Origin of the sequence: Streptomyces halobius (genome assembly GCF_023277745.1) — a bacterium.
Taxonomy (GTDB): Bacteria; Actinomycetota; Actinomycetes; order Streptomycetales; family Streptomycetaceae; genus Streptomyces; species Streptomyces halobius.
In genome coordinates, this window is sequence record NZ_CP086322.1 from 4,084,340 (window position 1) to 4,096,651 (window position 12,312).

Annotated in this window: 12 protein-coding genes; 7 read left to right on the forward strand and 5 right to left on the reverse strand. The window is 72.9% G+C overall.

Going from position 1 to position 12,312, the window contains the following annotated elements; all coding sequences use genetic code 11:
* The first annotated feature begins 180 nt into the window (after positions 1-180).
* Positions 181-453 carry a DUF2530 domain-containing protein gene (locus K9S39_RS18470; RefSeq protein ID WP_248864465.1) on the forward strand — a complete coding sequence of 91 codons (273 nt, stop codon included), beginning with the start codon at positions 181-183 and terminating at the stop codon, positions 451-453.
* 40 nt (positions 454-493) lie between these two features.
* Here K9S39_RS18470 and K9S39_RS18475 read toward each other — a convergent pair whose 3' ends face one another.
* The 3 genes from K9S39_RS18475 to K9S39_RS18485 form a co-directional block, all read right to left on the reverse strand.
* Positions 494-757, reverse strand: a complete 264-nt coding sequence (locus tag K9S39_RS18475) for a tautomerase family protein (RefSeq protein ID WP_248864466.1) — start codon at positions 755-757, stop codon at positions 494-496.
* A 121-nt stretch (positions 758-878) separates the two neighbouring features.
* Positions 879-4,142 (reverse strand): sacsin N-terminal ATP-binding-like domain-containing protein, encoded by a 3,264-nt coding sequence (locus K9S39_RS18480; protein WP_248864467.1) that lies wholly within the window; start codon positions 4,140-4,142, stop codon positions 879-881.
* A gap of 525 nt (positions 4,143-4,667) precedes the next feature.
* Positions 4,668-5,579, reverse strand: coding sequence for a DUF3027 domain-containing protein (locus K9S39_RS18485; protein ID WP_248864468.1), 912 nt, complete (start codon positions 5,577-5,579; stop codon positions 4,668-4,670).
* A gap of 456 nt (positions 5,580-6,035) precedes the next feature.
* Here K9S39_RS18485 and K9S39_RS18490 point away from each other — a divergent pair, with 456 nt between their 5' ends.
* The 4 genes from K9S39_RS18490 to K9S39_RS18505 all read left to right on the forward strand — a co-directional run bounded on the left by K9S39_RS18490 (position 6,036) and on the right by K9S39_RS18505 (position 9,796).
* Positions 6,036-7,481 (forward strand): MFS transporter, encoded by a 1,446-nt coding sequence (locus K9S39_RS18490; RefSeq protein ID WP_248864469.1) that lies wholly within the window; start codon positions 6,036-6,038, stop codon positions 7,479-7,481.
* A gap of 67 nt (positions 7,482-7,548) precedes the next feature.
* On the forward strand, positions 7,549-8,055 hold the full coding sequence (locus K9S39_RS18495) for a hypothetical protein (protein ID WP_248864470.1): 507 nt from the start codon (positions 7,549-7,551) through the stop codon (positions 8,053-8,055).
* A 58-nt stretch (positions 8,056-8,113) separates the two neighbouring features.
* Positions 8,114-8,935: a futalosine hydrolase gene (locus K9S39_RS18500; protein WP_248864471.1), complete on the forward strand. Its 822-nt coding sequence runs from the start codon at positions 8,114-8,116 to the stop codon at positions 8,933-8,935.
* Between the two features lie 9 nt (positions 8,936-8,944).
* The gene (locus K9S39_RS18505) at positions 8,945-9,796 is read left to right on the forward strand and encodes a 1,4-dihydroxy-6-naphthoate synthase (RefSeq protein WP_248864472.1); all 852 of its coding nucleotides are present in this window, start codon (positions 8,945-8,947) and stop codon (positions 9,794-9,796) included.
* 39 nt (positions 9,797-9,835) lie between these two features.
* On the opposite strand, the gene K9S39_RS42115 is transcribed toward K9S39_RS18505, so the two are convergent.
* Complete coding sequence (locus tag K9S39_RS42115; RefSeq protein WP_283112432.1) at positions 9,836-10,219, reverse strand: cold-shock protein; 384 nt, start codon at positions 10,217-10,219, stop codon at positions 9,836-9,838.
* A 228-nt stretch (positions 10,220-10,447) separates the two neighbouring features.
* Between K9S39_RS42115 and K9S39_RS18515 the strand changes: the two genes are divergently transcribed.
* Positions 10,448-10,699, forward strand: coding sequence for a hypothetical protein (locus tag K9S39_RS18515; RefSeq protein ID WP_248864473.1), 252 nt, complete (start codon positions 10,448-10,450; stop codon positions 10,697-10,699).
* Here K9S39_RS18515 and K9S39_RS18520 read toward each other — a convergent pair.
* Positions 10,663-11,301 carry an HAD family hydrolase gene (locus K9S39_RS18520; RefSeq protein ID WP_248864474.1) on the reverse strand — a complete coding sequence of 213 codons (639 nt, stop codon included), beginning with the start codon at positions 11,299-11,301 and terminating at the stop codon, positions 10,663-10,665. The genes K9S39_RS18515 and K9S39_RS18520 overlap by 37 nt on opposite strands.
* 508 nt (positions 11,302-11,809) lie before the next feature.
* Between K9S39_RS18520 and K9S39_RS18525 the strand changes: the two genes are divergently transcribed.
* A complete protein-coding gene (locus tag K9S39_RS18525) occupies positions 11,810-12,301 on the forward strand; it encodes an ABC transporter substrate-binding protein (RefSeq protein WP_248864475.1) in 492 nt (163 codons plus the stop codon).
* Positions 12,302-12,312 lie beyond the last annotated feature (11 nt).

Consider the following 12,312-nt stretch of genomic DNA (forward strand, 5'->3'; position numbering starts at 1 on the left):
ATCAGACTGGATGAAGCGACGATCCCAACCAGTCAGATCCAGAAAGATTCAGTATGAATAAACAATACGTTGATCGCTATCTCCGCGCGTAGACCCCGTTGGCACAAGGGCCGCGGCGGACGCACGGGCGGCACGGCCGCCGCCCGGAGTTCTCGAACACCCGCCCCGTAAGCTGGCCCCATGTGGAAAAGGTCCGAACTGCGCGAGGCCCCGGCGCCTCTCGAAGGTCCCGTCGTCGGCACGATCACCGGCGGCACCATCATCTGGTTCGTGCTCTTCCTCGGCCAGCTCCCCTTCTACGGCTGGTTCGCCGACCACGGTCACGCCTGGTGGGTGTGGACCTGCCTGGCCGGCGTCGGCCTCGGACTGCTCGGCATCTGGTACGTCCGCAAGCGCGATGCCGCCCTCAAGCGCGAAGCCGCCCTCAAGCGCACGGCGTCCGACGGCCTCTGAGCGGACGCAGGCAGCCGAAGGCAGCGAGCGGCACCCGGCCCTACGAACCCCGCTGCACCCAGCAGCGCCCCGCTGCACCCGCCGGCACCCAGCGGGTGATTCGCGCCGTCCGCCCGTAACGATCCTCGGCGCTCTTCGCGGTGCCACCGACCCCCCACTCCGCGCTCGGGGTATCGGCGATGAACGCGTGGGTGAAGGGCCGCATCTGCTCGCCCGTGCGCTCGATGAGCGCTCCCGAAAGGCGCTCCACCATCCGGCGCTTCTGCTCGTGAGCGAAAACGCCCTCGATGGCCTTGATCTCCACGACTGGCATCAGACCATCCCCTTATGCCGGAAGTACCGGTGACGACCGCCCGTTTCGAGGCCGGAGAGCCCCGCTCACCGCGGCGCGATGGGCGGGGCCGTTCGGCGCAAGGGTCCGGTGGTCAGTCGAACCAGCGCGCCCGCGCCAGCTCGTCCCCGCGCTCCGGGTCCTCCAGCAGTGCCGCGACCTCGAACCGACGCGGCCACTGGCCCGCCGCCCAGGCGAGGCCCGCCGCGACGCCCTCCAGTGTGGCGGCGTGCAGGGTGCCGTCCGGCATCCACCGCCAGTCCAGCTCCGCGGTCCGCGCGCCGTCGCCGACGAGCAGTTCCTCGTGCTCCCAGTACGTCTCCGGGGTCCTGGCGCCGAGCAGCACCCGCACCGCGTCGGGCACCACCCGCCGTACGCCCTCGGAGCGCACCTCGGCGCTGATCACCTCGCTCAGCCGCCGCACCTGGAACAGCTCCGCCAGGGCGGCCGCCCGCGTCGGCCGGACCGGCAGCAGCGCGAGACCCGCCGTCAGCGGCATCAGATCCGGCGCGTCGGCGACCACCGCGTCCGCCGCGTCCACCACCCGGATCTCCCGGTCGACCACCGCCCGGAGCTCGTCCGGCAGCGTCACCTGATCGGGGTCGAGGTCGGTCAACGCGCCGTACAGAGCATGCAGTTGGGCCGCGCCGACGGCCGACTCCTCGTCCGCGAGCCGCGCCAGCAGCTCCGCCGCGCCGCCCGGCTCGTCCAGCAGCGCCGCGACCGAGGTGCGCACGCCGAGCGCACTCAGCACCTGCGCGTCGACGTCACCGGCGTTAGCCGACTCGTAGAGACCGGCCAGCAGCGGATCGCCGCCCGCCGACCGCAGCCCCGCGGGCCGCCGGCCGTCCAGCACCGGGTGCCCCCGCAGCCACCAGGCGGTGTACGGGCGTACGGTCTCCGTCGTACCGTCCGGCAGCAGTACCCGCACCGGCGCGGTCAGCGCGTCACGCAGCGGCGGCCGGGAGAGCATCTCCAGCACCCGCGGCCAGGCGTCGTCGTCGACCAGGTCGAGGTCGCGGACGGCGACCAGTTCGGTGACCACCGGCGGGACGGGGGTCACCGGGAGCGCGTCGAGGATGTCCTCGCACCACACATCCACCGCGTCCAGCAGCCCGACGTCGTCCGGTTCGACGAAGACCCCCTCGCGCGGCTCCATTTCGTCCGGATCGAGCACCACATCGGTGGCACGGACCAGCGCGAAGCCGGCCAGCACACCCACCGCGGTCAGCGGCTGCTCACCCCAGCGCTCCGCCAACTCCGCGTCGCACGCGGCGAGTTCATCCTCCCGGATGACCCGCTCAAAGGCGCTTCCCGGGAACACCAGCTCCCCCGCGGGGGTCAGCTCGCCGTCCTCGTCGAGCAGCGCGAGGGCGCCGAGCCAGGGCTCGTCACCCGGCGAGAGATTGGCGTCCCGGACGAGACCGAGCACCGTCTCCGCCAGCTCCTCGGCACCCAGCGGCGCACCCGCCCCCGCCTCGCCGAACTCGCCCGCGAAGACGTCGTACGCGTCCTCGTCCGCGTCCAGCGAGTTCTCCACGGCCGCCCGCACCTGGGGAGTTGTCAGCACGGCGCGCGGTGAGGCCGGGGTGGCGCCCAGCTTCTCCAGCAGCGGGTGCACCGCCTCCGGGTGGGCGACCTTCAGCCCGAGCCGGGCGAGCGTACGGTGCGTCGCCTCGGTGTCCCCCGCCGGCCCGCCGGCCAGCGGCAGCAGCACCTGACGCGGTCCGATCGTGGTCCGCGCGCTCCCGCTCAGCCCGCCGCCGGTGCCGGCCAGCGGCACCGGCAGCCCGCTGAGCCGGTCCGGGTCGGTGCCGGCCAGCGCGTCATAGAGCCGCCACCACCAGCCGGGCGGCCGCTCCACCCCCGCCAGCCGGTCGACCATCTCGCCGAGCGGCACCCGGGCCACACCCAGCGACCGCAGCTCCGGCCGCCGCTCCAGCCCGGCCGGCAGCAGGCTCGGAAACAGTTCGGCCAGCACACCGACCGTCGCCGCGCCCGCGCCCTCCAGCAGCTCGGCGTCCACGGGCCGCAGCACATAGCGCTCTTCGTCGCCGCCCTCGTCCCACGCCGCGCGCTCTGCCGGCGCCTCGGCCGCACCCCCGGTGCGCGCACCCGCACTCGGCAGAAAACGCACCCGCGGCAGCAGCTCCAGCACCTGCCGGCGCAGCTCACCGTCGAGACCACCCTTGCCCAACGGCCCCGGCACCAGATCGAGCGTGCCCACCGACACCGGCTGCCAGTCGCGCAGCAGCGTCGTATACGTCTCGGCCGCCCGGACGGTCAGGAAGTCGGTCAGCGCGCCCGGCGCGACATGACGCCGGGTCGGCTCCAGCGGGAACGACGCGATCAGCAGCGCGGGCAGTCCCAGCTGCTCGTCCGTCGGCGTCGGCGCGTGCACCACCGGCGCCGTCCCGGGCCGCGCCGGCGCGCCCTCGTCGTCCACCGGGACCGCCCAGGTCACCGACCACACCGGCCGCAGCCGCTCCTCGACGGGGCGGTCTGCGAGCAGCGCCGGGTCCAGCGGGCCCCCGTCACTCACCACCCGCCACCGGGTGGCACCCCGCTCACTGTCCTCGATCAGCACATACGCGTCGTCCTGCCGCCGCCTCAACTCCCGTACGGTCTCCGGAGTCTCCACGATCACCTGGGCCAGGCCCGGCAGCGTCAGCAGCAGCGCCGCGTCGATCCCGTCCAGCAGCCGTTCGGCGAGATCCTGCGCCGCGCCGTCCCGCAGCGGCAGCACGACCGCGGTGTCATACCCCTCGGGCGCACTGCCCTCCGCGGGCAGCGGCAGCCGCAGCAGCGGGACATGACCGTCCCGGCGGCGCAGCTCGCCGCCCAGGCCGGGGCTGTGCGCCGCCACCTCCTGTGTCAGCTCGCGGGCCTCGGCCAGCGACCAGCGGACGCCGCCGGTGCGCCCCACCAGCGCCGGCTCATCGCTCACGGACAGCACCGCGGCGAAGCCCACCCCGAACCGGCCGACCGCGCCGGCCGCCACGCCGGCCTCCCGCTTCGCGGAGGCCCGCAGCGTGGACAGCGACTCGACGCCGGTGGCGTCCAGGGGCGCACCGGTGTTGGAGGCCACCAGGACGGCGGGCCCGGTGTCGTCCGCCGGATGCAGCGTCAGCCGCAGCCGCCCGGGGACACCGGCGCGGGCCGCCGCGTCCGCCGCGTTCTGCGCCAGCTCCACGACGAGCCGGTCGCGGTAGCCGCCGAGCGCGAGGTCCTCCTCCGCGTTGGCGTCCTCCCGGAACCGGGCGGGCGACGCGGCCCAGGAATCCAGCACGCCGCGCCGCAGCCGCGCGGTACCGAACGGGTCTTCGGCTGCGCCTTGCACCCACGACGTACCAGCCACGTTTCTGTCTCCCTCTTTGCCTGGTCGGGGCCCCGACGCTTGCCCGGTCGGTGGGGGGTGACGTTACCGCCCCACGTTGCCGGGTTTCCCGCCGTACCCAGCCTGTTGTTCTTTTCCCGCCTTCGGCGGGATCGGGGGAGGTTGTGGGGTGGGTCGCGAACCAGTGTGGGTGGGTCCGGTGCCGGGCCTCCGGGACTCCCCTACAGCCCGGCCCCTCCCGCCGGATACGCGACCACCCTGGGTGGGGGGAAAGGAAAGTGGTGGGTTGCGCCGGGGGCCAAAGAGCGGCGGCCCCGTTCTTGTGCCTGCTCCCCCACCGGCCGGAGGTCGACAACGGACGGGAGGGTGGGGGTACCTCCCATACCTTTGAGGCTATGGGGGAGCTCCGCAGGACGGAGTCCGGAGGGGCGAACCCGTACCCGCCGCTACACGCACGCGGCCGCTGCGGCCAACCCCCACCCGCTCGCCGAAGGCGAGCGAACGATTACGGCGGGGCACCCGGCAACGTTCGGTGAGGCCCAGCGCCTAGCTGTGGCCGAGCTCCTCATCTGGAGCGGCCTCCTCAACGGACCCCCCGTCCCGCTCGGGCCGCAACGCCAGTGGCTCGATCACCGTCTCGTCCACGACCGGAGCGGCCGGGCGCGGCGGCTTCGGCATGACGGCGGCCTCGGAGTGCGCCCCGCACCCGTACGCGAGGGAGACCACCCGGCCGTCCGCCGGGGAGAACTCGTTGGCGCAGACGCCGAACGCCTGGCGCAGGGAACCGGCCAGCGGTGTGAGGAAGCCGCAGGTCATGCAGGTGGCAGGGGCCGCCTGCGCCATCGGCGTCTTCGCGCCGTACGCCTCTTCCCAGCGGTCGGCCGCGGCGTGCAGGCCGTAACGGGACAGCACGCGGGCGCGACGCATGCCCAGTTCCTCGGCGACACCGGCGATACCGCCCCGGGCGGGCGCCGGCTGCACCGCGGGCGAGCCGGGGACGACCTCCGCGTCCTCGGCGTCGGCGACGTCGGCCACCTCGGCCATCGCCTCGCTGACCACGGAGTTCGGCGGCGGGACGTCCTCACCGGTGAAGCCCGGCTCCAGGCGCAGATCGTCGGCCTCGGTGGGCAGCAGATCGCCGGGGCCCATGTCGCCGGGGCGCAGCCGTTCGCTCCACGGGACCCATTCGGGCGCGAGGAGGGCGTCGGGGCCCGGCAGCAGCGCGGTCTCGTCAAGGGTGACAGTCTTGGCGCGGGAGGCGCGGGCCACCGTCACCGCCCAGCGCCAGCCCCGGTAGCCGGGCTCTTCGCAGTCGAAGAGGTGCGTGACGACGCGGTCCCCGTCGGCGACGGCGGCGAGGTGCTCGCCCACCGTGCCCGGCACCGCGGCCTCCTCGGCCGCCGCACGGGCAAGGTCGACCGCCTCGGCGCACAGGCGGTCGGGGGTACGGCTTCGCATCGCAGCACTCACAAGAATCGATTCTCTCTTCCACGCCGTCTCACGAGTGCGCCAGCCGGAGCTGTCCTGTCCTGTTCCGGACGACCGGCGGGGCCGGGGGCGGGCGGAGCGGACCTGGGGACCGCGTCGACGTCCGCGCCCGGTCGTTTCGGTCGAGCGCACCTCCTACGAACCATTCTGCGGGATCGCGGTGAGGTACGCGGCCAAAAACGACCGCCGGTGGCGCGCTACACACGCTACCCCTTCAATCGTGCACGACTCTTCGGCGGGAGCGGCAAATCTCCCCGGCGGGGGCCGGGGCCGGGGACACCCCGCGCGGGAGCGGGGAGAAACCGCCCTCTGCCGGGCGCGTTGCGGCAGTATGGCGAGGTGGCTGCCGCAAGGTCGTCGAGAGTGTCGAAGTCGTCGAAGGTGTCGAAGACATCGCAGGTGTCGCGGGCTTCGACCAGGGACGGGATGCGAGGCAACCGGGCCCGCCAGGCGGGCCGGGCTGTCGGCCGCGCGCTGCACCTGCCGCTCACCGGCGCGGCCCGCCGGGTGCGCCGCGCCACGCATGCGCAGGGCGCGGGCGAATCGGGCCTGGGCAAGCTGATCGAACTGCACGCGGTGAACGCCGCGGGCGACATGATGATCACGATCGCGCTGGCGTCGACGGTGTTCTTCGCGGTGCCGACGGATCAGGCGCGGGGCCGGGTGGCGCTGTATCTCGCGGTCACGATGGCGCCGTTCGCGCTGCTCGCCCCGGTGGTCGGGCCGCTGCTGGACCGGATCCCGCACGGCCGCCGGGCGGCGATGGCGGGCTCCATGCTGGCCCGTGCGCTGCTCGCGCTGACGATGGCCGGCGCGGTCGCGGGCGGGGGGCTGGAGCTGTATCCGGCGGCGCTGGGTGTGCTGGTGTCGTCCAAGGCGTACGGGGTCGTGCGAAGTGCGGTGGTGCCGCGACTGCTGCCCCGGCGGATCTCTCTGGTGAAGGCCAATTCGCGAGTGACGCTCGCCGGGCTGCTGGCGACCGGGCTGGCGGCGCCGCTCGGTGGCGGGCTCCATCTGATCGGGCCGAGCTGGCCGCTGTACGGGGCGTTCGTGGTGTTCGTGATCGGCACCTTCCTGTCGTTCACGCTGCCGCACAAGGTGGACTCGGCGAAGGGCGAGGGGCGCGCTCGGCTGGCGTCACGGGACGATACGGAGCGCATGGGGCGCGCTCGGCCGGCGTCACGGGACGATACGGAGCGCATGGGGCGGGCCCGGCCGGCGTCACGGGACGCTGCCGTCGGGCCGGTGCGCGGCGGATGGAGGCCGGGGCTGCGGACGGTCGGCCCGTCGGTGCTGCACGGGCTGCAGGCCAATGCCTGTCTGCGGTCGCTGTCGGGGTTCCTGACATTCTTCCTGGCGTTTCTGCTGCGTGAGCACCCGCTGGGCGGGCTGGGTCCGGCGGCGTCGCTGGGCCTGGTCGTGGTGGCCGCGGGCACCGGCAACGCGCTGGGCACCGCGATCGGGGCGTGGCTGAAGGCACGCGGCCCGGAGCAGCTGATCGCGACGATGCTCGGGCTGGCCCTGGGGGTGACGGCCACCGCGGCGGTCTTCTACAGCGCGGTCGCCATCGTGGTCGTGACGGCCGCGGCGGCCACCGCGGGCCTGTGCCAGGCGCTGGCGAAGCTGTCGCTGGACGCGATGATCCAGCGCGATATGCCGGAGCAGGTCCGTACCTCCGCGTTCGCGCGGTCCGAGACGACGCTGCAGATGTCCTGGGTGGTCGGCGGCGCGATCGGCATCTCGCTGCCGCTGTACGGGACGGTGGGGATGATGGTGGCCGCCGGGCTGGTGATGACCGGTGTGGTGCTGGCCGTACGGGGGCTGCTGAGCACGGCCCGGCGGGGCGGCAAGGCGCGTGCTCGGGTGGCATGAGAGCCGCGGAATGCGGCACGCCGCACCCGCGCGCGGCGAGAGCTGGGGCGCCCGATAGCCTGCCCGTATGACCGCTGCGTTGATCTCCTGGGGCAAGGGCCGCCGTGCCGCTGCCGCCATCGGTGCCGTGTCCCTGGGCCTCATCACCCTCTCCGCCTGCGAGAAGCCGACCCCGCTCGCGACCGTGACCGCCGGTTCGACGACGGTGACGTCCGAAGTCACCCCGGGCTGCGACGGCGAGGGCAAGGTCCTCGACAAGAAGACGATCGAGTCCTGCCTCTCGAAGAAGGGCGGCAAGACGATCACCGTGTCCCCCGGGGAGAAGGTGCGCATCGGCGTCGAGCCGGAGGTCGCCAAGTCCGGCTGGATCGTCATCGGCGGCGGCCCCGTCATGCGCGAGCCCAGCAAGGAGACGTACCGCAGCTTCGACGCGGAGGCCCTCTTCGCGATGCAGAACCCGCAGACCGGCCAGACCTCCTACACCAAGGAGGTCACCCTCCAGATCGCGGAGCTCGGCGGCGACGCAGGCGGCCCCAAGGCCATGTGGCACTTCACGCTGAAGCAGAAGGACTGAGGCGAGTCATCCCAATGCCCGGCGCCCAGAACAACGGGCCGCGCCCGAGGGCCGTCTGATGCGGGTGCTCGTCGTCACGGCGGTGGCGGCCGAAGGTGACGCGGTGTGCGGCGCCGTCGGCCCGGACGAGGCGGAGCCGTCGTCGCTGCCGGGCAGTTATGAGCTGCGGCGTGGTGACGCGGTGTGCGGGGCCGACGGCTCGGACGAGGCGGAGCCGTCGTCGCTGCCGGGCGGTGATGAGCTGCGGCGCGTGGTCGGGCGGGTGGTGGCGCTGGATGTGCTGGTCGCCGGTGTCGGCCCGGCCGCCGCGGCCGCCGGAACGGCCACCGCGCTGACCGCCGCCGCGCTCTCCGGAGAGCCGTACTCCCTGGCCGTCTCGGCCGGCATCGGCGGGGGCTTCCCGCCCGGCGCACCCCTGGGTTCCGTCGTCGTCGCGGACGCGATCGTCGCCGCCGACCTGGGCGCCGAGACGCCCGACGGCTTCACCCCGGTCACCGGACTGGGCTTCGGGAGGGTGGCGCACCACCCGGATCCCGCGCTGGTGAAGGCCTGCGCAGCGGCGTGCGGCGGGGTGACGGGCACCGTCCTGACCGTCTCCACGGCCACCGGCGGCGCCGCGCGGGCCGCCGAGCTGGCGGCCCGTCACCCGGAGGTGCGGGCCGAGGCGATGGAGGGCTTCGGGGTCGCCGAGGCGGCCGCCGCGCACGGTGTGCCGGTGCTGGAGATCCGTACGGTCTCCAACGCCGTCGGGCCCCGCGACCGCGCCGCCTGGCGGATCGGCGACGCGCTCGCCGCCCTGACCGACGCCTTCCGTACGCTCCCCGGGGCCCTGGCGACGGCCGCGACCACCGCACCGGCTCCGGAAACGCCCCATCCCTGAGGAGGACCCGTGCCCCGGCCGCTGAACATCGCGTACTCGCCGTGCCCGAACGACACCTTCGTCTTCGACGCGCTGGCGCACGGCCGGGTACCGGACGCGCCGGAGCTCGCGGTCACCTTCGCCGATATCGACCTCACCAACGGCATGGCCGAGCGCGGGGAGTTCGATGTGCTGAAGGTGTCGTACGCGGTGCTGCCATGGGTGCTGGAGGAGTACGCGCTGCTGCCCTGCGGCGGGGCGCTGGGGCGCGGCTGCGGCCCCCTGGTGCTGACGCGGGAACCGGGCACGGCGGCGGATCTGGCGGGCCGGACCGTCGCGGTGCCCAGCGAACGGTCCACCGCGTATCTGCTGTTCCGGCTCTGGGCGGCCGCCCAGGTGCCGGGCGGCGTCGGGGAGATCGTGGTGCTGCCGTTCCACGAGATCATGCCGGCCGTCCGGGCCGGTTCGGTCGACGCGGGCCTGGTCATCCACGAGGCGCGCTTCACATACCGGAACTACGGCCTGTCCTGCCTCGCCGACATGGGCGAACACTGGGAGGACACCACCGGTCTGCCGATCCCGCTCGGCGCGATCATCGCCAAGCGGTCGCTGGGCGAGGAGACGCTGAAGAGCCTCGCGGCGGCCGTCCGCACCTCGGTCCTGATGGCCTGGGACGACCCCGAGGTCTCCCGGCCGTATGTCCTGCAGCACGCCCAGGAGATGGATCCGCAGGTCGCCGACCAGCACATCGGGCTGTACGTCAACGAGTACACCGCGGCTCTCGGCGAGGACGGCTATGCGGCGGTGCGGGGGCTGCTCACACGCGCCGCGGCCGAGGGGCTGGTACCGCCCCTCGGCCGCGATGCGCTGACGTTCGTGTGAGCGACTTCGGGTGAGCCGGCTTCGTGTGGGCCGGGCGCCTCAGACGTCCAACTGGTCGGCGACCGCGCGCAGCATGCCCGCGATCTTCGCGCCGTGCACCTTGTCCGGGTAACGGCCGCGCTCCAGCTGCTGGGTGACGTTCTCCAGGAGCGTGGTGAGGTCCTGGACGATCGACGCGAGTTCGTCGGGCTTGCGGCGCTGTGCCGCGGCCACGGAGGGTGCGGGGTCGAGGAGCGTCACCGTCAGCGCCTGGTCGCCGCGCTGGCCTGCGACGACGCCGAATTCGACGCGCTGGCCCGGCTTGAGTGCGTCCACGCCGTCGGGCAGCACCGACGAGTGCACAAAGACGTCACCGCCGTCATCGCGGGAGAGAAAGCCGAAGCCCTTCTCGCTGTTGAACCACTTGACCTTGCCGGTAGGCACGTCTGTCCTCGTCCTCGTACTCGTTGGGAATCGCGGGGGAAATGCTGGGATATGACTGTCGGGCTGGGGTGGGGCTGTCAGGGGCGGAACTACTGCAAAAAAACGCCTGGATAGCAGTGCAGCGGGCCATCCGGACCCGCCACCACCAAGGCTAATGGTCCGATGGCCGGTGACAAGACGTCGCCGGGTGGATCCTCGGTGCTTCTGGCCCGGACTTACCCTGGTCAGGTGTCTGACGAAACTCCCCGGGCAGGGGATCTCCTGGTCCGAATCGGCGCGATCATGTTCCTGGTTGGCGCAGTGGCCACCCTCGCCACGATGACGCCGCTGTTCCTCGGTTCCGAGCCGCTGCCGTCCGTCTTCTACTGGGTGTGCATGTTGATGGGCGCCGGGTTCCTGGTGGCCGTGGCCGGGGTGATCCGGTCCGTCGTGGCCCAGCGCCGTCAGACGGAGGCGGCATCCGCCCCGTTGGCCAGGTAGCCCGCCAGCCAGGAGGGGAACGTGGTCAGGTCGCCGAGCAGGACATCGGCGCCGGCCGCGCGGAGTTCCGACGCGTCGCACGGTCCGGTGGGGACCGCGACGGACAGCGCGCCGGCGGTGTGCGCCCCCAGGACGTCACCGGTGTGGTCGCCGACGTAGATCCGCGCGCCGTGCTCCCGCAGCGCCTCGGCCTTGGCCTTCGCCCACAGCGAGCCGATGACCGCGTCCGCGTCGATGCCGAGGTGTGTGAGGTGCAGCTCAGCGTTCGGCTCGTACTTGGCCGTGACGACGATCGCGCGGCCGCCCGCCGCCTGGACACCGGCGATGGCCTCCCGGGCGCCGGGCATCGCCAGTGCTCCGCTGATGGCGTGCTCGGGATACAGCCCCCGGTAGACGTCGCTGATCTCGGCCACCCGTTCCTCGGGGAACCACTCGCGGATCTCCTGCTCCAGCGGCGGGCCCAGCCGGGTCACGGCGAGGTCGGCGTCGATGTACGTACCGGTCCGGGCGGAGAGTTCCTCGTATGCCGCTTTGATGCCGGGGCGGGAGTCGATCAGCGTCATATCGAGGTCGAATCCGACCGTGAAGGGGTGCGCAGCCATGCCCGCCATTGTGCCGGTAATCGGGCGGCGACCGAAAACCTTCCTTAGCCTTGCCTTACCTTACTGGGGGCCGGGCCGCTGGTCGCCGCGCCCGTCCTCGGCCCCCGTGGAATGGACCCCATGTCAGACGCCCGGGTCAGCAGCAGATCCACCGTCGCGCGCTCCGGCATGTCCCGCCGTCGCGCCGCATGAACCGCCGGACGCGCAGCCCTGGACGCACAGCCGCCGGCTGGTGCTGACCACGGCGGCGATACTGGCCCTGCTGCTCATGGTGCTGCTCTCGCTCGCCGTCGCGCCCGCGAGGTGGATCAGTTCGCTGACAGCCGGGCGCAGGCGCCCGTCACGGGTGGCGCTGGGCCCGGTCAGGTCCAGCGGGATGCTGTGCGGGGTGCCGACCGGCGACGGACGTGGTGCCGCTGGCCGACCGGGCAGTGGACGAACTCTCCGGCGGCCGGCGCCTGCACCATCGCCGCCCCAACCTGGAGGCGGTGGCCGCCCTCAAGCCCGATTGATCCCGACCAGCAAGCTCCGCGAGGCGAAGAAGGTGGTCGCGGCCTACAAGGCACACGCCGAGAAGATCAAGAAGGCCCTCAGCGGCAACTCCGGCACGGCACCAAGAACATCACCGCCAACGTGGTCCGTTTCATGGAGGGCGCGGGCCCGCGTCTACGGCTGCGAGAGCTCTGCGACCTCCGTCCTCACGTACGCGGGCCTGGCCCCGACGGACTTCGTGAAGGGCGCCGAGGACGGGCTGATGGTCGAGGTCAGCCCGGAACAGATCAACAAGGCCGAAGCCGACGTCATCTTCTACACCTCCTACGGGAGCAAGGAGAAGTCCCGCGAGAGCAAGGTCACCGGCGGCCCCCTGTGGCAGAACATGTCCGCCGTCAAGAACGGCCAGACCCACCGCGTGGACGACGAGACCTCGCTGATGGGCATCGGCTACACGGCGGCCGACAAGATCCTGGACGGGGTGCAGGAGCGGCTGGCGAAGAAGTGAGCCCGTGAAGA